General features: G+C 75.4%; 19 protein-coding genes and 1 pseudogene. 13 read left to right on the plus strand and 7 right to left on the minus strand.

The window, feature by feature from the left end; genetic code table 11:
- The first annotated feature begins 13 nt into the window (after positions 1 to 13).
- Positions 14 to 709: a mycofactocin biosynthesis peptidyl-dipeptidase MftE gene (gene mftE / locus JKP76_RS05760; protein WP_200489927.1), complete on the plus strand. Its 696-nt coding sequence runs from the start codon at positions 14 to 16 to the stop codon at positions 707 to 709.
- A gap of 22 nt (positions 710 to 731) precedes the next feature.
- Here the strand turns inward: mftE and JKP76_RS05765 are convergent, their stop codons facing one another.
- The gene (locus JKP76_RS05765; protein ID WP_200489928.1) at positions 732 to 1,724 is read right to left on the minus strand and encodes an iron-siderophore ABC transporter substrate-binding protein; all 993 of its coding nucleotides are present in this window, start codon (positions 1,722 to 1,724) and stop codon (positions 732 to 734) included.
- A 109-nt stretch (positions 1,725 to 1,833) separates the two neighbouring features.
- Between JKP76_RS05765 and mftF the strand changes: the two genes are divergently transcribed.
- The 3 genes from mftF (at position 1,834) to JKP76_RS05785 (ending at position 6,988) form a co-directional block, all read left to right on the plus strand.
- Entirely contained in the window at positions 1,834 to 4,572 is a 2,739-nt protein-coding gene (gene mftF, locus JKP76_RS20435; RefSeq protein WP_309232857.1) for a mycofactocin biosynthesis glycosyltransferase MftF, read from the plus strand.
- Positions 4,573 to 5,820, plus strand: a complete 1,248-nt coding sequence (locus tag JKP76_RS05780; RefSeq protein ID WP_309229973.1) for an MFS transporter — start codon at positions 4,573 to 4,575, stop codon at positions 5,818 to 5,820.
- A gap of 76 nt (positions 5,821 to 5,896) precedes the next feature.
- Positions 5,897 to 6,988: an SRPBCC family protein gene (locus JKP76_RS05785; RefSeq protein ID WP_200489930.1), complete on the plus strand. Its 1,092-nt coding sequence runs from the start codon at positions 5,897 to 5,899 to the stop codon at positions 6,986 to 6,988.
- Positions 6,989 to 7,062: 74 nt separating this feature from the next.
- On the opposite strand, the gene JKP76_RS05790 is transcribed toward JKP76_RS05785, so the two are convergent.
- Genes JKP76_RS05790 through JKP76_RS05800 form a run of 4 tightly spaced genes read right to left on the minus strand, consistent with a single transcriptional unit; the run spans position 7,063 to position 9,024 of the window.
- Positions 7,063 to 7,683: an alpha/beta family hydrolase gene (locus tag JKP76_RS05790; RefSeq protein ID WP_200489931.1), complete on the minus strand. Its 621-nt coding sequence runs from the start codon at positions 7,681 to 7,683 to the stop codon at positions 7,063 to 7,065.
- Complete coding sequence (locus JKP76_RS20440) at positions 7,680 to 7,823, minus strand: hypothetical protein (protein WP_242471198.1); 144 nt, start codon at positions 7,821 to 7,823, stop codon at positions 7,680 to 7,682. Before JKP76_RS20440 ends, JKP76_RS05790 begins: the two co-directional genes overlap by 4 nt.
- Complete coding sequence (locus JKP76_RS05795) at positions 7,796 to 8,350, minus strand: HAD family hydrolase (RefSeq protein WP_242471199.1); 555 nt, start codon at positions 8,348 to 8,350, stop codon at positions 7,796 to 7,798. The genes JKP76_RS20440 and JKP76_RS05795 overlap by 28 nt, the downstream gene beginning before the upstream one ends.
- Positions 8,347 to 9,024, minus strand: coding sequence for a DedA family protein (locus tag JKP76_RS05800; protein WP_200489932.1), 678 nt, complete (start codon positions 9,022 to 9,024; stop codon positions 8,347 to 8,349). The genes JKP76_RS05795 and JKP76_RS05800 overlap by 4 nt, the downstream gene beginning before the upstream one ends.
- Positions 9,025 to 9,328: 304 nt before the next feature.
- Here JKP76_RS05800 and JKP76_RS05805 point away from each other — a divergent pair, with 304 nt between their 5' ends.
- The 3 genes from JKP76_RS05805 to JKP76_RS05815 all read left to right on the plus strand — a co-directional run bounded on the left by JKP76_RS05805 (position 9,329) and on the right by JKP76_RS05815 (position 11,321).
- Entirely contained in the window at positions 9,329 to 10,396 is a 1,068-nt protein-coding gene (locus tag JKP76_RS05805) for an amidohydrolase family protein (RefSeq protein WP_309232858.1), read from the plus strand.
- Positions 10,397 to 10,488: 92 nt separating this feature from the next.
- Complete coding sequence (locus JKP76_RS05810) at positions 10,489 to 10,839, plus strand: metalloregulator ArsR/SmtB family transcription factor (protein WP_309229971.1); 351 nt, start codon at positions 10,489 to 10,491, stop codon at positions 10,837 to 10,839.
- Positions 10,836 to 11,321, plus strand: coding sequence for an SRPBCC family protein (locus JKP76_RS05815; protein WP_200489933.1), 486 nt, complete (start codon positions 10,836 to 10,838; stop codon positions 11,319 to 11,321). The genes JKP76_RS05810 and JKP76_RS05815 overlap by 4 nt, the downstream gene beginning before the upstream one ends.
- 141 nt (positions 11,322 to 11,462) lie before the next feature.
- On the opposite strand, the pseudogene JKP76_RS05820 reads toward JKP76_RS05815, so the two are convergent.
- Positions 11,463 to 12,110, minus strand: a pseudogene (locus JKP76_RS05820) (MBL fold metallo-hydrolase); the annotation flags it as partial.
- Here JKP76_RS05820 and JKP76_RS22195 point away from each other — a divergent pair.
- From JKP76_RS22195 to JKP76_RS05845, 6 genes are all read left to right on the plus strand, one after another.
- Positions 12,052 to 12,180, plus strand: a complete 129-nt coding sequence (locus tag JKP76_RS22195) for a hypothetical protein (RefSeq protein WP_255522510.1) — start codon at positions 12,052 to 12,054, stop codon at positions 12,178 to 12,180. The pseudogene JKP76_RS05820 and the gene JKP76_RS22195 sit on opposite strands and share 59 nt — an antisense overlap.
- 9 nt (positions 12,181 to 12,189) lie before the next feature.
- Entirely contained in the window at positions 12,190 to 13,698 is a 1,509-nt protein-coding gene (locus tag JKP76_RS05825; RefSeq protein ID WP_200489934.1) for a TldD/PmbA family protein, read from the plus strand.
- Positions 13,695 to 15,083 (plus strand): metallopeptidase TldD-related protein, encoded by a 1,389-nt coding sequence (locus JKP76_RS05830; RefSeq protein ID WP_200489935.1) that lies wholly within the window; start codon positions 13,695 to 13,697, stop codon positions 15,081 to 15,083. The genes JKP76_RS05825 and JKP76_RS05830 overlap by 4 nt, the downstream gene beginning before the upstream one ends.
- A 250-nt stretch (positions 15,084 to 15,333) precedes the next feature.
- The gene (locus JKP76_RS05835; RefSeq protein WP_200489936.1) at positions 15,334 to 15,639 is read left to right on the plus strand and encodes a hypothetical protein; all 306 of its coding nucleotides are present in this window, start codon (positions 15,334 to 15,336) and stop codon (positions 15,637 to 15,639) included.
- Positions 15,640 to 15,927: 288 nt separating this feature from the next.
- Positions 15,928 to 16,956, plus strand: a complete 1,029-nt coding sequence (locus JKP76_RS05840) for a C40 family peptidase (RefSeq protein WP_309229970.1) — start codon at positions 15,928 to 15,930, stop codon at positions 16,954 to 16,956.
- Positions 16,957 to 16,996: 40 nt separating this feature from the next.
- The gene (locus JKP76_RS05845) at positions 16,997 to 18,466 is read left to right on the plus strand and encodes an APC family permease (RefSeq protein WP_200489938.1); all 1,470 of its coding nucleotides are present in this window, start codon (positions 16,997 to 16,999) and stop codon (positions 18,464 to 18,466) included.
- A gap of 6 nt (positions 18,467 to 18,472) precedes the next feature.
- Here JKP76_RS05845 and JKP76_RS23305 read toward each other — a convergent pair whose 3' ends face one another.
- Positions 18,473 to 19,048, minus strand: coding sequence for a YdeI/OmpD-associated family protein (locus JKP76_RS23305; protein ID WP_309229969.1), 576 nt, complete (start codon positions 19,046 to 19,048; stop codon positions 18,473 to 18,475).
- Positions 19,049 to 19,067: the final 19 nt, after the last annotated feature.

The raw sequence follows: 19,067 nt of genomic DNA on the forward strand, positions 1-19,067 counted from the left end.
CTAGGCTGCCGGCGTGACTGACCTCGCCCGTGCCGTGTGGCCGCGGATCCCCTCGTCGGCACTGCTCGTCGTCCCGCTGGGCTCGGTCGAGCAGCACGGGCACCACCTGCCGCTGGCCACCGACACCTCGGTCGCGACCGCCGTCGCCCGGCAGGCGCTGCCCGGGCTGGACGGTGCGCTGCTCGCCCCCGCGGTGCCCTACGGCGCCAGCGGCGAGCACGAGGGGTTCCCCGGGACGGTGTCGATCGGCACCGAGGCGCTGACGGCGCTGCTGGTGGAGCTGGGCCGCTCGGCCTGCCGGTGGGCGCCGCGGCTGCTGGTGGTGAACGGGCACGGCGGCAATCTGGACGCGCTGCGGGCCGCGGTGCCGCTGCTGCGGTCGGAGGGCCGGGACGTCGCGTGGTTCCCCTGCGGGGTGCCGGGCGGGGACGCGCACGCCGGGCGGACCGAGACGTCGCTGATGTTGCACGTGGAACCGGACGGGGTGCGCGAGGCGGACGCGGTGGCCGGGGAGACCGCGCCGGTGGCGGAGCTGCTGCCGCGGCTGCGGGCCGGGGGCGTGCGGGCGGTGAGCCCCACGGGCGTGCTGGGCGACCCGGCGGGCGCGTCGGCGCCGGAGGGTGCGGAGCTGCTGGCCGCCATGGGCCGGCGGCTGGTCGAGGCGGTGCGCGGCTGGACCGTGGACCCCGCCGGGCGGCTCGGGGGCTGAGCCGCCCGGCGGGGGAGGACGGTCAGGCCAGGGCGTCGGCGAAGAGGGGAACCGTCTTCTCCAGGGCGTAGAGGATGCCCGGTGCCGTGCCGATGGAGAACGCGTTGGCCAGGGTCTCGTCCTCGAGGACCACGACGTGGCCGTCGCGGACCGACGGCAGCGCCTGCCACAGGGGGTTGGAGGTGAACTCCGAGGCCTCCACGTAGATCGGGAAGGCGACGGTCAGCCCGGCGTCCAGGAGCGAGACCTGCTCCTCGCTCACGGGCACGAAGAAGTTGTCCGTGGCCTGCTCCTGGATGGCCGGCTTGTTGACGAAGCCCAGCTCCTCCATGAAGTCGACGCGGGCATCGCCCTGCACGTAGGCGCCGAAACCCTCGGAGGTGAAGGCGGCGACGGCGACCTCGGTGCCCTCGAACTCCGGGTGCGCGTCGGCGGCCTCGGTGAAGGCGTCGGCCACCTCCGCGGCGAGCTCCTCGGCCTCGTCGGACTTGCCCAGGGCCTGGCCGACGATCTCGAGCTGCTGCTGCCAGGTGGTCTGGTAGGCCTCGACGCCCTTCGGCATGCCGACGGTGGGCGCGATCTGGCTCAGCAGGTCGTAGCGGTCCTGCGTGCCGTCGGACTTGGTGTCCAGGATCAGGTCGGGTTCCAGGGCCGCGATCGCCTCGAGGCTGGGCTCCAGCGTCTCGATGATCTCCGGGGCCTCGTCGTACAGGCCCTCCGACCACGGGCCGACGCCCTCGCCGCCGAAGGCCAGCCAGTCGCTGGCGCCCACCGGCTGCACGCCCAGGGCCAGCGCGGTCTCGGCGTCCCCCCAGCCGAGGGCGACGACGCGGAGGGGCTCCTCCTCGATCTCCACGTCCCCGAAGGCGGTCTCGACGGTCACCGGGAAGGCGCCGGAGGAGCTGCCCCCGCCGCTGCTGCCGGAGTCGGAGTCGTCGTCGGAACCGCAGCCGGTGACGACGAGCGCGGCGGCGGCCAGCAGGGCGGCGCCGCGGAAGAGGGGGCGGGGGGTCATGCGGGGCTCCTTCGGAGGATCAGGTAAGGCTGACCTAAACACATCGTGGTCGAGCCGTGTGCGGCGGCCGTCCTCCGGAGCCGCGCGGGCGGCGGGGGAGACTGCCCCGGTGACCGCACCGGCAGCGCTCCCCGGGGCGCCGGGCGCCCGGCTGCCCGACGGCTTCGCCGTCCGCCTCGATCCGCGGGTCACCCGCCGCGACGGCGGGGCGACGCTGCTGGGCGGATCTCCGCTCCGGCTGCTGCGGCTCGCGCCGCGGGCCCGCGCGCTGCTGGCCGGTGACCGGCTCGTCGTCCGCGACGCCTCGACCGCGGGTCTCGCCGCTCAGCTGCTCGACGCCGGGCTGGCGCACCCCGACCTCACGCCCTCGACCCAGGCAGCCGACGTGACCGTGGTGGTCCCGGTCAAGGACCGGCCGGTCGAGCTGGCCCGGCTGCTCGCCGCGCTGCGCGCGGACCCGGTCACCGCGGGCCTCCCGCTCGTCGTGGTCGACGACGGCTCGGCCGACCCGGTGCAGGCCGGGGACGCCGTCGTCGTCCGGCACGCGACCGCGCGCGGGCCCGCCGCCGCGCGCAACGCCGGGCTGCGGGCGGCGCGGACACCGCTGGTCGCCTTCCTGGACTCCGACTGCGTGCCGCGGCCGGGCTGGTTGGCGGTGCTGCTGCCGCACCTGGCCGATCCCCGGCTGGCGCTGGTAGCCCCGCGGATCGTCCCGCTGCCCGGGAGCGGCTGGCTGCACGGCTACGAGCAGGTCGAGGGCGTGCTGGACATGGGGCCGCGGCCGGCGCCGGTCCGGCCGCTGACCGGGGTGTCCTACGTGCCGAGCGCGGCGCTGCTGGCCCGGCGGGCGGCGCTCGGGGACGGCGGCTTCGACGAGGCGATGCGGGTCGCCGAGGACGTCGACCTGGTGTGGCGGCTCGCCTCGGCCGGCTGGCGGGTGCGCTACGAGCCGGCCGCCGAGGTCGCCCACCAGCACCCGGTCGGGACGGCGGAGTGGCTGCGCCGCCGCGCGTTCTACGGCACGGGCGCGGCCCTGCTGGCCGCCCGGCACGAGGGCCTGGTCTCCCCGCTCGTCGTCGCCCCCGACGTCGCCGCCGCGACGGTGCTGGCGCTCACCGGCCCGCGGGCCGGCCGGGTCGTGGCCGGCGGGCTGCTCGCCGCCCGGGCGGTGCGGCTGGCCCGCCGGCTGGCGCGGCCGGGGAGCGGCCGCCGGTCGCGCTCGCGGCGCTGCTCACCGCGCGGGCGACCGGCGTCTCGGCCCGCGCGACGGCGCGCGCCGTCACCCGCCACCACTGGCCGCTGGCGGTCGCCGCGGCCGCGGTGTCCCGGCCCGTGCGGCGCCGGCTGGTGGCCGTCGCCGTCGTCGAGGGGCTGCTCGCCTGGTGGCCGCACCGGCGGCGGATCGGACCGGTCCGTCACCTCGCCGCGCGCCGACTGGACGACCTCGCCTACGGCGCCGGGCTGTGGACCGGGGCGCTCCGCGCGCGGTCGGCCGCGGCGCTGCTGCCGACCCGGCCGCCGCGCCCGTGACACGCCGCGATCCCGCCGAACCGGAATGCCCGGCGGCCGCGCCGCCTTGCGCCCACCTGTGACCACGCTGCAGGAACGACCGGCCTCCGCGCCCACGGCGCCGGTGCCCGGCGCCGCCCGCACCGCGCTCCTGCTGGGCGCGTTCGTGGCCATCGGGCCGCTGACCATCGACATGTACCTGCCGGCCCTGCCGACGATCACCCGCGAGCTGGAGACGACGTCGGCCGCGGTGCAGCTGACCCTCACCGGCACGCTCGTCGGGCTCGCGCTCGGGCAGCTGGTGCTCGGCCCGCTGTCGGACGCCTACGGCCGGCGCCGCCCGCTGCTCGCGGGCACCGCGCTGCACGTGCTGGCGTCCCTGCTGGTGATCGTCGCCCCGAACCTGGCCGTGCTCGGCGCCCTGCGCGTGCTGCAGGGCGTGGGGACGGCGGCCGGTGCGGTGATCGCCCTCGCGATCGTGCGCGACCTCTTCGACGGCCGGGCGGCCGCGCGGATGCTCTCCCGGCTGTTCCTCGTGCTGGGCGCCGCACCGGTGCTCGCGCCCACCATCGGCGGCGAGATGCTCCGCTTCACCTCGTGGCGCGGGATCTTCGCGCTGCTGGCGGTCTACGGCGTCGTGCTGGTCGTCGTCGGCGCGCGGCTGCTGCCCGAGACCCTGCCCGCCGAGCGCCGCCGGTCCAGCGGGATCGGAGGCACGCTGAGGGGCTACCGCGAGCTGCTGCGCGACCGCCCCTACGTGGGGCTGGTGCTCGTCGCCGGGCTGACGATGGCCGGCCTGTTCAGCTACGTCTCGGGCTCTGCCTTCGTCTACCAGGGCGAGTTCGGCCTCGACGAGCAGCAGTTCGGCCTGCTCTTCGGCGCCGGGGCCGTCTGGCTGATCGCCGCCACCCAGCTCAACCCGGTCCTGCTCGGCCGCTGGTCGCCGGCGCAGATCCTGGTCGCCGGCACCGTGGCCGGAGCGCTGGCCGGCGCCTTGCTGCTGGTCCTCGCCCTGACGAGCACCGGCGGGCTGTGGGGCGTGGCGCTGAGCCTGTGGGCGGTGCTCTTCGCCTGCGGGCTGGCGCTGCCCAACGCGCCGGCGCTGGCGCTCTCCCGGCACGGCGAGGCAGCCGGCACGGCCGCGGCCCTGCTCGGCGCCGTCCAGTTCGGCGTGGGCGCCCTGGTCTCCCCCGTCGTCGGCCTGCTCGGCAACGACGCCGCCGCCATCGGCACGGTGGTGGTGACGGCCCTGGCGCTGGCGATCGCCCTGCTGCTGCTCGTCGTCCGCCCCTGGGAGCTGCCCGTCGACTCCGACGCCGAGCCGGTCGCGGTGCACTGAGTGACCGCTCCGACCCTCTCCACCGGGCGCGTGGCCGCCGCGATCGTGGCCCTCGCGCTCGGCGGCTTCGCCATCGGCACCACCGAGTTCGTCACCATGGGGCTGCTGCCCGACGTGGCCGAGGGCGTCGGCATCGACATCCCCACGGCCGGTCACGTCGTCTCGCTCTACGCGCTGGGCGTCGTCGTCGGAGCGCCGGTGATCGCCGCGCTCGGCACCCGGCTGCCGCGGCGCGGCCTGCTCATCGGCCTGATGGTGCTGTTCGTCGCGGGCAACGTGCTGACCGCCCTCGCCCCGGGCTACGGCGCGCTGCTGGGCGCCCGCTTCCTCGCCGGGCTGCCGCACGGCGCGTACTTCGGCGTTGCCTCGCTGGTCGCCGCCTCGCTCGTGGCCCCGCGCCTGCGCGGGCGGGCGGTGAGCTCGGTGATGCTGGGCCTGGCCGTCTCCAACGTCGTCGGCGTGCCGGCGGCCACCTGGCTCGGGCAGCAGCTCGGCTGGCGCAGCGCCTACTGGGCGGTCGTCGTCATCGGCGTCCTGACGATCGTCTCCGTCGCCGCGGTGGTCCCGGCGTCGCCGCGGAACCCCGGTGCCACGGTCCGCACGGAGCTGGGCGCGCTGCGCCGTCCGCAGGTGCTGCTCACCCTGCTCGTGGGCGTCGTCGGGTTCGGCGGCATGTTCGCCGTCTACAGCTACGTCGCGCCGCTGGTCACCGAGGTGACGGGCATGTCCCGCGGCTCCATCCCGCTGGTGCTGCTGGTGTACGGGACCGGCATGGTCGTCGGGACGGCGGTCGGCGGGCGGCTGGCCGACCTGGCGCTGTTCCGGTCGCTGGTCGGCGCGAACGTCGCCATCGGCGTGGTGCTGGTGCTCGTCCCGCTGGCCGCCCGGACGCCGGTCACCGTCGTCGCGGCGATGTTCCTGATCGGCGCCGTCGCCTCGGTGCTCGTGGTCTGCCTGCAGCTGCGGCTCATGGAGGTGGCGGGCGACGCCCAGATGCTGGGCGCGGCGCTGAACCACTCGTCGCTGAACGCCGCCAACGCCCTCGGCGCGTGGCTCGGCGGGCTGGTGATCGCGGCCGGCGCCGGCTACACGGCGCCGGGGCTGGTCGGTGCCGCGCTGGCGGCGGCCGGGCTGATGGCGCTCGCCGTGTCGGCCGTCCTGCGTCGCCGCGAGCTCGCCCGTGCCCTCCCGTCCCACGCGGCGCAGGCCGCTCACGGCGCGCCGGTGCCGGAGCAGGTCGGGCGGTAGCGTCGGCAGCCGCCGGTCCGTACCCGTCCGTCCCGCCCGGGGGCCGGCGGTTCGCAGCCCCCAGGAGGGTCCCGACGTGCAACTGGAGAACTCGTTCAGCGTGCCGCTGCCCGTCGAGGAGGCGTGGCGGGTGCTGCTCGACCTCGAGCGGACCGCGCCGTGCATGCCCGGCGCCACCCTGGACTCGGTCACCGGCGACGACGTCAGCGGCTCGCTCAAGGTCAAGCTGGGGCCGATCAACCTGACCTACCAGGGCAAGGCGTCGTTCACCGAGCGGGACGCGGCGGCCCACCGGGCGGTCATCGACGCGCGCGGCAAGGACCAGCGCGGCAACGGCACGGCGACGGCGACGATCACCGCGACCCTGGTGGCCGAGGGCCCGGGGACCCGCGTGGACGTGGTCACCGACCTGACCGTCACCGGGCGCCCGGCCCAGTTCGGCCGCGGCGTGATGACCGACGTCGGGGACAAGATGCTCGCGCAGTTCGCCGAGAAGCTGGCCGCCCGGCTGGAGGCCCCCGCCGCTGCTCCCGCTGCCGAGCCCGGCCCGGTGGCCGCGGTCGCCGCGACGGCGACCGGCGCGGTCGAGGAGATCGCCGCCTCCGTGGAGCAGCTGCCCGCGGAGAGCGCGCCCGCGAAGGCTGTGAAGAAGGCCGCGGCGGCCACGAAGAAGGCAGCCGCGAGCGCCACCGAGAAGGTCACCGAGCCCGCGACGAAGGCCGAGCCCGCCACGAAGGCGGAGCCCGCCACGAAGGCGGAGCCCGCCACGAAGGCGGAGCCCGCCAAGAAGGCGGCGGCGAAGAAGGCGGCCCCGGCGAAGAAGGCGGCCCCTGCGAAGAAGGCCGTTCCCTCCACGAAGTCGGCCCCGGCGGCCCTGGCGGCGAAGAAGGCCCCGGCCCCCCGGCCGAGCAGCCCGCCGTCCGGCCCCTCCGCGCCGCCGGCCCGGCCCGCCACCGGAGCCCCCGTCCGCAGCGTGCCGTCGGCCGGGCCGCGGCCCGTTCCCCCGGCCGCGACGGCCCCGGTCGCCCCGGTCGCGAAGCCGGAGCCCATCGACCTGCTGGAGATCTCCGGCTCCGGCCCGGTCGCCCGCTACGCGCGGGTGGCGGGCGCCGCAGCCGCGCTCGTCGCCGTCGTCCTGCTGGTCCGCCGCCGGCGCCGCCGCTCATGATCAGCGCGCGCTGAGGGCTGCCCCGAGGTGCGTCGGAGCGACCCTCAAAGCGTGGTGATCACGCACGATCCCGGTCAGGCCGGGAGCACCTCGGTCAGCCACGACATCGCCGCGGCCGCGACCAGGCCCGGGTTCTTCTTCAGCGAGTGGTCGCCGGGCACCGCGTAGACCGAGGCCAGCCCGGAGCCGGCCAGCGCGGCGGCGATGTGCTCGGGCCGGCCCATCGCGTCGGTCTCGCCCTGGACGACGACGATCGGCACCGCGACTCCGGTCAGCTCCGGGGCGCGGCTCTTCTCCGGCCTGCCCGGCGGGTGCAGCGGGAAGGCCAGCGCGAGCACGCCGGCCGCGCCCTCGGCCGCCGCCGTCCGGCAGGCCACCCGCGCTCCGGCGCTGCGGCCGCCGAGCACCAGCCGCCCGGGCAGCCGGTCGGTCAGCCGCAGCCGGTCCAGCACCGCACCCCACGCCTCGTCGAGCCGTGGCGGGGCGGGGGCGATCCGCTTGCCGGCCACCCGCCAGGGCTGGTCCACCCGGTGCACCAGCCAGCCCGCGTCGGCCGCCTCCGCGGCGAGCGCCGCGAGATCGGGCGCCTCCGAGCTGCCGCCGGCCCCGTGGCCCAGCACCAGCGTGCCCGCGCCGCCGTCGCCGGAGCTCACCACCCGCGCGGGCCCGTGCGGGGTGTCGACCAGCTCGCTCATGCCGGCAGCGCCAGCAGCGCCTCGACCGCGCCGGCGAGGTCGGCGGCCTGCACGTGCGGCGGCTCGTAGACCGGCGGGTACACCCGCTCGCTGCGCGGGAACCACGCCCCGGTCAGCCCGGCCCGCTGCGCGCCCAGCACGTCCCCCAGCCGTGCGCGGCGACCAGCGCCAGCCGGTCGGGGGCGACCCGGCACCGGCCGGCGGCCCACAGGTAGACCTCGCGGGCGGGCTTCCAGGCGCGGATCGACTCGCTGCTCAACGACGCCTCGACCAGCGGCGTGACCCCGCCGCGGGCGAGCCCCGCCTCGGCCACGCCGGGGGAGCCGTGGGTCAGCGTCACCACGCGCACGCCCGCCTCGGTCAGCCGCCGCAGCGCCGGCTCCACGTCGGGGTGCGGCGAGAGCTCCCCGAAGGCCTCCAGCACCCCGGCGCGGGCGTCCGGCCCCAGCGCGGCCTCCTGCTCCAGCGCCGACGCGAACGCCTCCCGGAAGGAGCACCAGTCGCCGACCACGGTCGCGGCCGCGCCGGTCAGCAGCGTGCGCGCGAACACCGCGCCCAGCAGCGACGCGGGCTGCCCGGCCTCCACCAGGGCGGCCCGCACGGGCGCGAGGTCGAGCAGCGTCTCGTTGACGTCGAAGGCGACGACGGCGGGGCGCCGGCGGCTCATGCCGAGTCGCGCTCGTCGGCCGGCAGGTGCGAGCCCGCGGACGGCGGACGGCGCAGCCCGCCGCTGGCCTTCTTGTAGACGAACCACACCACCGCGACCACGACGGCCACGACCACCGCGTAGTCCAGGAAGTGCAGGTTGTCCCGCACGAAGTCGCCGGCCGCGACGCCCAGCCCGATGAGCACGCTGTTCCAGATCAGGCTGCCGGCGGCGGTGAAGAGCAGGAACTGGCCGATCGGCATGCGGACGACACCGGCCGGCACCGAGATGAAGCTGCGCACGATCGGCACCATGCGGCCGAAGAAGACCGCCGAGCGGCCGTGCCGCTCGAACCAGGCGAAGGTCTTGTCGACGTCCTCGGTCTCGACCAGCGGCAGCCGGTCGAGGAAGGCGTGCGAGCGGCGCGGGCCCAGGGCGCGGCCGACGTAGTAGAAGAAGATCGCGCCCAGGATCGAGCCGAGGGTGGCGAAGAGCACGACCGGGACGATGTTCATCTCGCCGTCGTTGATCAGCACGCCGGCCAGCCCGAGCACGGCCTCGCTCGGGATGGGCGGGATGACCGTCTCGGCCAGGATGGCCAGCCCCACCCCCACCGGGCCCAGCGAGTTCACCAGGTCCAGCAGGAACCCGGTGATCCCACCCTCGTCGGAGGCGGCGGCGGTGAGGAAGTCCATGACGCCCACGGTATCGGCGGCCCCGGGGCGCTGCCGCGACGCCGAGGGCCCGCGCGGCTAGCGTCGCCAGCTATGCGTCAGCGCTTCACCGCCCGGGCGGTCGTGGTCGGGGACCGCGCCGGCACCGTCGTCCCCGATGCCGTCGTCGACGTCCGGGACGGCTGGATCGAGTGGGTCGGGCCGGCCGCCGAGGCCCCCGCCCGGGGCGACGCCGAACCGGTCGAGCTCCCCGGCCTGCTCATGCCGGGCATGGTCAACACCCACTCGCACGCGCCGATGGTGCTGTTCCGCGGCCAGGGCGAGGGTGCTGCCGCTGGACCGGTGGCTGCAGGAGGTGATGTGGCCGCGCGAGGCGCGGCTCACCCCCGAGGACGTCGAGGTCGCGATGACCGCGGCGTCGGCGGAGATGCTGACCAACGGGATCACGACCAGCGTCGAGATGTACTTCGAGGCGGAGCGGATCGCCGCGGCCGTCGGCGCCACGGGCGCCCGCGCGCTGGTCCTCGCGACGCTGATCCCGATGCCGGGCCTGCCGCCGGTCGAGGAGCAGCTGGCCGACGCCGTGCGGCTGAACGAGTGCGCCCCGGACGACGGCAGCGTCGAGTACGGGATCGGGCCGCACGCCGCCTACACCGTGCCGCTGCCGGTGCTGCGCGAGGCGGCCCGGCTCACCCGCGAGCACGGCATGCTCCTGCACCTGCACGTCGCCGAGACCGCCACCGAGGGCGACGACCTGCTGGCCGCGCACGGGCTGTCGGTGCCCTCCCTGCTGGCCGCGCACGACGTCCTCGGCGGCCGGGTGCTGGCCGCGCACTGCGTGCACATGGACGACGGCGACCTCGACCTGTGGCAGGAGTACGACGTCGCCGTCGCGCACTGCCCGGCGAGCAACGCCAAGCTGGCCAGCGGCGTGATCCGGCTGCGCGACATGCTCGACCGCGGTCTGCGGGTGGGCCTGGGCACCGACGGGCCGGCGTCCAACGACTCCCTCGACCTGCTCGCCGACGCCCGCCTGGCCGCGGCGATGGCCCGGCTGCGCGAGCGGTCGGCGACCGCGCTGACCGCCGCCGAGGCGCTCTGGCTGGTGACCGGCGCGGCCGCCGACGCGATCGGCCGCGCCGACCTCGGCGTGCTCGAGGCCGGCCGGCGCGCCGACCTGGTGCACGTGGACACCCGCGACCTGGTCTTCGAGCCGGTCGGCGACCCGGAGGACCTGCTGGCGCACCTGGTGTGGTCAGCCGACGGCCGGCACGTGCGCGACGTGTGGGTCGGGGGCAGCCGGGTCGTGGCCGACGGCCGCGCCACCCGCGTGGACGCCGACGCGCTGCGCGCCGACGTCGTCACCCGGGCCGCCCGTCTCGCCGCCGGCTGACGACCGGATTGTTCAACCGGACGGTTGACCACGGCGCCTCGACGGGTCTACCGTCGTCCTCAACCGAAAGGTTGAGCAAGGAGGAGGACCTGGTGGCGGATCCGCTCTCCCGGGTGTTCTCGGCCCTGGCCGACCCCACCCGGCGGGACATCGTGGCGCGGCTCGCGGTCGCCGACGCCACGGTCAACGAGCTCGCCGCGCCCTACGACGTGACCGTCCAGGCCGTCTCCAAGCACCTCAAGGTGCTGGAGGACGCCGGTCTGGTGAGCCGGAGCCGGGAGGCCCAGCGCCGCCCGGTGCACCTCGAGGCCGAGGTGTTCGACCTGATGACGAAGTGGATCGAGCGCTACCGGCGCCAGGCCGAGGAGCGCTACCGCCGTCTGGACGACGTCCTGCGCGACATGCCGGATGCCGTCCTCCCCCAGGAAGGAACCGCGTCATGACCAGCACCACGCAGCACGAGACCCAGATCGTCGTCGACCCCGACGTCCCGCTCGTCCGGATCATCCGCGAGTTCGACGCGCCGCCCGCGAAGGTGTTCCGAGCGCACGTCGACCCGGAGCTGTTCGCCCGGTGGACCGGCCCGAAGGGCATGGAGATGCGGATCGACCACCACGACTGCCGCACGGGCGGCTCCTACCGCTACGTGATGTCGCAGGACGGCGAGGAGTACGCGTTCAACGGCGCCTTCCACGAGGTGCGCGAGGACGAGCTGATCGTCCAGACGTTCGCCTTCGAGGGCATGCCGGACGACGTCGCCCTGGAGCGGCTGGTGCTCGAGGACCTCGGGAACGGGCGCTGCCGGCTCACCTCGACCTCGCTGGTCGACTCCTTCGAGGGGCGCGACGCGTTCGTGGCCAGCGGCATGGAGGTCGGCGTGAACGAGGGGTACGAGAAGCTGGACGACCTCCTGGCCGCCGGCTGACCGCGGATCTAAGGCCCGCAGGCTGATCGTGTCGCCGCGCTGCACGGTGCGGACCGCGCCGGGCAGCTCGCGGCGGGCGACCTCGGCGACGAAGTCCCCGAGCGGGCTCCGGAACCTGTCGTAGTCGTCGTAGTGGACCGGGACGGTGACCGGGGGCCTCAGCAGCTCGACGAGGTCGGCACCCTGCCGGGCGTCCATGGTGACGGTCAGCCCGAGCGCCCTGGTGCCGCCCAGGTGCGGGATGAGGACGTCGAGCGGCCCGCACCGCTCCAGCACCTCGCCGAGGAACGGCCGGTAGAGGGTGTCGCCGCTGATGTAGCCGCGCCAGGAGACCGCGCCGTCGGCCCCGGCCAGCTCGAGCACGCTGCCCATGACCTGCGGCAGCACCCGCGCGAGCGGGCCGGGGCCGTGGACGCCGGGCACCGAGGTGACCCGCAGCGTCTCCTCGCCGCGGGTGAACGCGTGGGTCTGCCACGCCCGCAGGTCCGCCGTGCCGGTGAACCCGCGGTCGGCGAGGCACGTCGCGGCCTCGGGCGTGGTCACCACCGGGGTCTCCTTGGGCAGCGAGCGCGTGGCGATGCGGTCCCAGTGGTCGCCGTGCATGTGCGAGAGCAGGATCCCGTCGAGCTCCGGCAGCTGGGTGGGCTGCAGCGCGGGCTCCGTCAGCCGCTTAGCCCGCAGTCCGTAGCCGAGCCGCGCCCGCTGGCCGCGGTGCAGGAAGTTCGGATCGGTGAGCAGCGTGAACCCGCCGATCCGCAGCAGCATCGTCGCGGTGCCGCCGAAGGTCATGGTGACGTCGGCGGGCGGTGCTGCGGGCTCGGCCATGGACGACGCCCTACCCCGGCACCCGCGCTGGTAGACAGGGGCGGTGCCGCGCTCCGTCGACGAGACCTTCCTCGCCCTCCCGCTGTCCGCGCTCACCGACGCCGCGCTCACCCGCGCGGTGGACCTGGGCTGCGAGCACGCCGACATCCGGGTCGAGCGGATCCGCACGCAGACGATCAGCCTGCGCGACGCCCGCCCGGAGGCGGTGACCGACGGCGAGGACCTCGGCCTGGCCGTGCGGGTCGTGCACGAGGGCACCTGGGGGTTCGCGGCCGGCGTCGTCCTCACCGCGGCCGAGGCGGTGCGGCTGGCCGAGCAGGCCGTCGCCGTCGCCCGGGTCTCCGCGGCGATCAACACCGACCGCGTCGAGCTGGCTCCCGAGCCCGTGCACCCCGACGCCACGTACGTCTCGGACTACGAGATCGACCCGTTCGACGTCCCGGACGCCGAGAAGACCGGGCTGCTGGCCGAGTTCTCCGAGCGGCTGCTGGCCGCCGACGGCGTCGAGCACGTGCAGGCGAGCTGCATGCACGTCAAGGAGCAGAAGTACTACGCCGACACCGCCGGCACCCGCACCCGCCAGCAGCGCGTGCGCATCCACCCCGACCTCACCGCGCTCACGGTCGACCGGGCCACGGGTTCGTTCGAGAGCATGCGCACCCTCGCCCCGCCGGTCGGCCGCGGCTGGGAGTACCTCACCGGCAGCAGTTGGGACTGGGCCGGCGAGCTCGCCGAGATCCCCGAGCTGCTGCGCGAGAAGACCAAGGCGCCCTCGGTGGAAGCCGGCCGCTACGACCTGGTCATCGACCCGTCCAACCTGTGGCTGACCATCCACGAGTCGATCGGGCACGCCACCGAGCTGGACCGGGCGCTGGGCTACGAGGCGGCCTACGCCGGCACCTCGTTCGCGACCGTGGACAAGCTCGGGACGCTGCAGTACGGCTCGCCGCTGCTGCAGATCACCGGCGACCGCACCACCCCGCACGGCCTGTCCACGGTCGGCTGGGACGACGAGGGCGTCGCCGGCCAGGAGTGGGACATCGTCCGGGACGGCGTGCTCGTCGGCTACCAGGTCGACCGCAACATGGCCCGGCTGCGCGGGCTGGACCGCTCGAACGGCTGCGCCTTCGCCGACTCGCCCGGCCACGTGCCGGTGCAGCGGATGGCCAACGTCTCGCTGCGCCCCGCGCCCGACGGCCCCTCCACCGAGGAGATCATCGGCGGGGTGGAGCGCGGGATCTACGTCGTCGGCGACAAGAGCTGGTCGATCGACATGCAGCGCTACAACTTCCAGTTCACCGGTCAGCGCTTCTACCGGATCGAGGACGGCCGGCTGGCCGGCCAGCTGCGCGACGTCGCCTACCAGGCGACGACGACGGACTTCTGGGGCTCGATGTCGGTCGTCGGCGGGCCGCAGACCTACGTCCTCGGCGGCGCCTTCAACTGCGGCAAGGCCCAACCCGGGCAGGCGGCGCCGGTGAGCCACGGCTGCCCGACCGCCCGCTTCGACCAGGTGTCGGTGCTCAACACGGTCCAGGAGGCAGGACGATGAGCGCCCTCAGCGCGCAGGAGCTGGTCGAGCGGTGCCTCGCGGCGTCGACCGCCGACGGCCAGATCACCTTCGTCACCGAGCACTCCGAGGCCAACCTGCGGTGGGCCGCCAACAGCCTGACCACCAACGGGGCGATGCGCTCGCGGTCGGTCGTCGTCGTCTCGTTCGTCGACGGCGGCGCCGGGATGGCGGCCGGCTCGGTCGCCCGCACCGGGACGCCGGACGTCGCCGCGCTGGTCGCGGCCAGCGAGCGCGCGGCCCGCGACGCCGGCCCGGCCGAGGACGCCGTCCCGCTGGTCGCCGAGGCGCCGCCGGGTGCCGGCGACTGGGCGGGCGACCCCGCGGAGACCTCGATCGAGGTGTTCGCCGACTTCGCGCCGGCGCTGGGCCAGGCGTTCGGCGAGGCGCGCGACCGCGGCGAACTGCTCTTCGGCTTCGCCGAGCACTCGATGAGCACCACGTACCTGGGCAGCTCCACCGGGCTGCGGCTGCGCACCGACCAGCCCACCGGCCGGGTGGAGCTCAACGGCAAGAGCCCCGACTTCGCCCGGTCGGTGTGGTCCGGCGCGAGCACCCGCGACTTCCGCGACGTCTCGGTGGCGGCGCTGGCCGCCGACGTCGAGAAGAAGATGGGCTGGTCGCAGCGGCGCGTCGACCTGCCGGCCGGCCGCTACGAGACGTTGCTGCCGCCCTCGGCGGTCGCCGACCTGATGATCTACCTCTACTGGACGATGGAGGCCCGGGACGCCGACGAGGGGCGCAACGTCTTCGCCCGCACCGGCGGCGGCAACCGGATCGGCGACCGCCTGTCCGAGCTGCCGCTCACCCTGCGCAGCGACCCCGACTACCCCGGGCTGGAGGCCGCGCCCTTCCAGGTGGTCTCCGCGTCCTCGGGGGCGGCGTCGGTGTTCGACAACGGCCTGGCCTCGCCGGCGATCGACTGGATCACCGACGGCGTCCTCACCAACCTGGTCCGGCCGCGGGCCTGGGCGCTGAAGCAGACCGCACCCGCCACGGTCGCCGTCGACAACCTCGTGCTCGAGGACCGCTCGGCCACGGCCACCGCGGAGGAGATGGTGGCGGCCACCGAGCGCGGCCTGCTGCTGACCACGCTCTGGTACATCCGCGAGGTCGACCCGCAGACGCTGCTGCTCACCGGGCTCACCCGCGACGGCGTCTTCCTCGTCGAGAACGGCGAAGTCACCGGCGCGGTGAACAACTTCCGGTTCAACGAGTCGCCGGTCGACCTGCTCGGCCGGGCGGTCCAGGCCGGCCGGACCGAACGGACGCTCCCGCGGGAGTGGAACGACTGGTTCACCCGCACGGCCATGCCGGTGCTCCGGGTGCCGGACTTCAACATGAGCTCGGTCTCGCCCGCGAGCTGAGCGGGACCCCATCCGTCACACCTGTCACCGGGAGCCTTCGGGCCGGTGCAGATCCGCCAACCGGCCGGGCGAGACGTGGGGAGAAATGTCGGGGACGGCCCGTAGGGGTGGGATTACCGTGGGTGTCGAAAGCCGAGCCAACGAAGTGCTTTACCGCAGGGGTCACCCTGCCGAAACCTCTCGTAGCTCGTTTTCTTGTCAGGCACACGGGCCCGGCTCTGCGGAACGGGCTGTCGAGGGGAGGACTCCCATGAGCAGGAGTCACAAGCCGTCCGTCTTCCAGGTCGGCAAGGTCCGCGACGACGGGCACACCGTCGTCATCTCCGGCTGGGGTCTGGGCCTGTGCGCCTCCGCCTGCGCGTGCCACCGGCACCCGTCGGCCGGCAACCTCGCCATCGACGAGGACCAGGCCGGTGGCCGGCTGGGCCTGGTCAGCTTCGCCGAGGGCGGCTGCGACTGCTGCGAGGCGTGGACCGCCGACGAGCTGTCCGCGATCCTCCGCGACTTCCGGACCGTCGCCGGCCTCCAGCAGGTGCAGGAGCCGCTCGCCGGCTGAGCACCACCCCGTCCGACGCGGACCCCGGGGCAGAAATGGCCATTTCTGCCCCGGGGTCCGTTCGCTTCTCCGGGTCCGTTCGCTTCTCCGGGTCCGGACGGTCCGCGGGTGGCGCGGGAGGGGTCGCGGGGACGGATGAGGAGCGTGGGGCGGACGAGGCGAGCGCACCCCTTCCCGTCCAGCGCGCCGTCGGCTACGAGCGGAGACCGTCTCCCTACGGTGCGTACTGACGCGCAACGGAGAGTGCCCTTCCCCGGCACCGGCGCATCAGCTGATCGGAGGCCGACGGTGCAGTCCGCCCGCACGACCCCCCGACGCCGTCCCCGGGTCGCCCTGGCCCTCGGGGCCGCGCTCCTCGCCGCCGCCACCGGCGTGCTCGCGCCCACCCCTGCGGGTGCGGCGCCGAGCACCGCCGCCGAGGCCGGCGAGCTGATGCGCACGACCGCCCAGGAGCTCACCGCCCTCGACGAGCAGCTGCACGAGGCCGAGCTCGCCGTGGCCGCCCAGCAGCAGGCCGCCACGGCCGCCGCCGAGCAGGCCGCCGTCGCGCACGAGGCCCTCGCCGTCTTCGAGCCGCAGCTGCGCGCCATCGCCCAGAGCGGCTACACCGGCAAGACGCAGTCGCGCATGGCCGCCTTCCTCACCGGCAGCTCCGTCGACGTCGTGGTCCAGCAGATGACCACGCTCGACCTGATCGCCGCGCGCACCAACGCCGTCATCGCCCAGGCCGCCGCCGCGCAGAACGCCGCCCGGGCCGCGCAGGCCGCCGCCGACGAGGCCGCCGCCACCGCGGAGGCCGGCGCCGAGCAGCTGCGGGCCCAGAAGGCCGAGGTCGAGCGGCGCGCGGCCGCCTACCGCGCGGACTTCGACCGGCTCTCGGCTGCCGAGCAGGCTCGGGTCACCACCGCCGTCGCCGGCCGCGCGATCGAGGCCCCCGCGGCCGACGAGCTCCCCGTCGTCCCGGGCTCGGCCGCCGCCGTGGCCATCCAGACGGCGCTGGCGCAGGTCGGCGACCGCTACGCCAGCGGCGGCACCGGGCCCGACGCCTTCGACTGCTCGGGCCTCACCTCGTACGCCTACGCCGCCGCCGGCATCACGCTGCCGCACTCGAGCCGGGCGCAGTCCACCCTCGGCCGGCAGGTCTCCCGCCAGGAGCTCCAGCCCGGCGACCTCGTCTTCTACTACACGCCGATCAGCCACGTGGCGCTCTACATCGGCAACGGCATGGTGGTGCACGCCCGCACCTACGGCTCGCCGGTCGCGGTGACCAGCGTCGACCAGCGCGGCTACCGGTTCGGCGTGCGGCTCGGCGGCTGACGCACAATCGTGCGGTGACCGCCTCGACCAGCGCCCGCGGGTGACCGCCACCGCGACCGACCCCCGCGCGACGGCGACCCTCCGTCCCGACGCCGTCGGCTTCCTCGACACCCTCGTCATCGGCCTCGCGGCCACCTCGCCGGCCTACTCGCTGGCCGCCGTCCTCGGGCCGATCGTGGCCCTGGTCGGGGTGCACGCACCCGGCGTCCTGCTGATCTCGTTCCTGCCGATGCTGCTCATCGCCGGGGCGTTCGCCGCGCTCAACCGGGTCGACCCCGACTGCGGGACGACGTTCTCCTGGGTCACCCGGGCGCTGGGCCCGTGGACCGGGTGGATCGGCGGCTGGGCGATCGCGATGACCGGCGTCCTCGTGCTGGGCTCGCTGGCCGAGGTGGGCGTGCGGTTCACGCTGCTGGCCGTCGGGCTGGACGGCTGGGCGGAGTCGACGCCCGTGGTCATGGCGCTGTCCGCGCTGCTCGTCGTCGTCATGGCGGCGATCTGCGTCCGCGGCACGGAGCTCTCCGCCCGGCTGCAGAACGGGCTGATCGTGGCGCAGACGGTGGCGCTGGCCGTCTTCGCCGTCGTGGCGCTGGCACGCGGCCTGTCCGGGGACAGCCCGTTCGGCGGGCTCACCCCGCAGTGGTCGTGGCTGGACCCCTTCGGCTCCGGCGGGGCGGCGCTCACGGGCGGCCTGCTGCTCGGCGTCTTCGCCTACTGGGGCTGGGAGTCGGCGGTCAACCTCACCGAGGAGACCCGCGACCCGCTGCGCGCGCCCGGCCGGGCCGGCATCTGGTCGACCGTCGTCCTGCTGGTCACCTACCTCGGGGTGGCGACGGCGATCCTCGCCTTCGCCGGCACCGGCTGGCTGGCCGGCAAGGCCGACGAGGAGGAGGCGGTCTTCGCGCTGCTCTCCGGCCGGGTGCTGGGCGGCTGGGACTGGGTGGTGCTGCTGGCGGTGGCGACGTCGGCGATCGCCTCGACCCAGACGACGATCATCCCCGCGTCGCGCACCGGCCTGTCCATGGCGCGCCGGGCCGCGCTGCCGCGCCGCTTCGCCTCGATCTCGCCCGCGCACCGCACGCCCGACGTCTCCACCTGGTGGGTCGCCGGCGTCGGGGTGGTCTGGTACCTCGGGGTCGGCCTGATCAGCGAGAACGCGCTGTTCGACTCGATCACCGGGCTCTCGCTGCTCATCGCGCTCTACTACGCGCTCACCGGCCTGGCCTGCGCCGTCTACTTCCGCCGGCAGCTGCTGGCGAGCGTGCGGAACTTCCTGCTGCTGGGCGTCGGCCCGCTCACCGGCGCGGCGATGCTCGGCTGGCTGCTGGTGCTCTCGGTCCGCGACCTCGCCGACGCGGAGAACAGCTACACCGGGCAGGCGTGGCTGGGCGTCGGCCCGCCGCTGGTCATCGGCGTCGGCGTGATGGCGACCGGGGTGGCGCTGATGCTGTGGTGGCGCCGGCGGGACACGATCTTCTGGCGCGAGCGACGCAGCACCTTCCCGGGCTGAGCGGGCTCAGCCCGGCGGGCCCCCGGCCAGCAGCTGCACGGCGGCCGCGATCCGCTTCGCGCGGGTCGCGTCCGTCGCCGCGGTGTGCACCCGGTGCAGGACCGAGTACCGGTCCTGCCCGCTCAGCGCGTCGAACGCCGCCCGCGCGGCGGGCTCGGCGTCGAGAGCGGCGGCCAGGTCGTCGGGCACGGTGATGGTGGCCGGCCCGGAGTAGGCCCGCGCCCACCGGCCGTCGGCCTTCGCCGCCTCGACGACGGCCAGCCCCGCCGGCCGCATCCGCCCCTCGGCGGTCAGCCGCTCGACGGTCGCGACGTTCTTCGCCGACCAGATGCTCCGGGCCCGCCGCGGGGTGACCCGCTGCAGGTAGAACCGGTCGTCCAGCCGGTTGGCGCGACCGTCGATCCAGCCGAAGCAGAGCAGCACCTCGACCATCTGCTCCCAGTCCACCGACGGGATGCCGCTGCCCTTCTTCGCGATCTTCACGTACATGCCGGGCGCGGAGGCGGCGTGCTCCTCCAGCCAGGCCTCGAGCTCGGCCTTGTCGGCGAACGCGTGCACCGGGAGGTCCGTCGGCGACGTCACGCGGTCATCCTGCCCGCCG

This window comes from Blastococcus sp. TML/C7B, assembly GCF_016612845.1.
Lineage (GTDB): Bacteria > Actinomycetota > Actinomycetes > Mycobacteriales > Geodermatophilaceae > Blastococcus.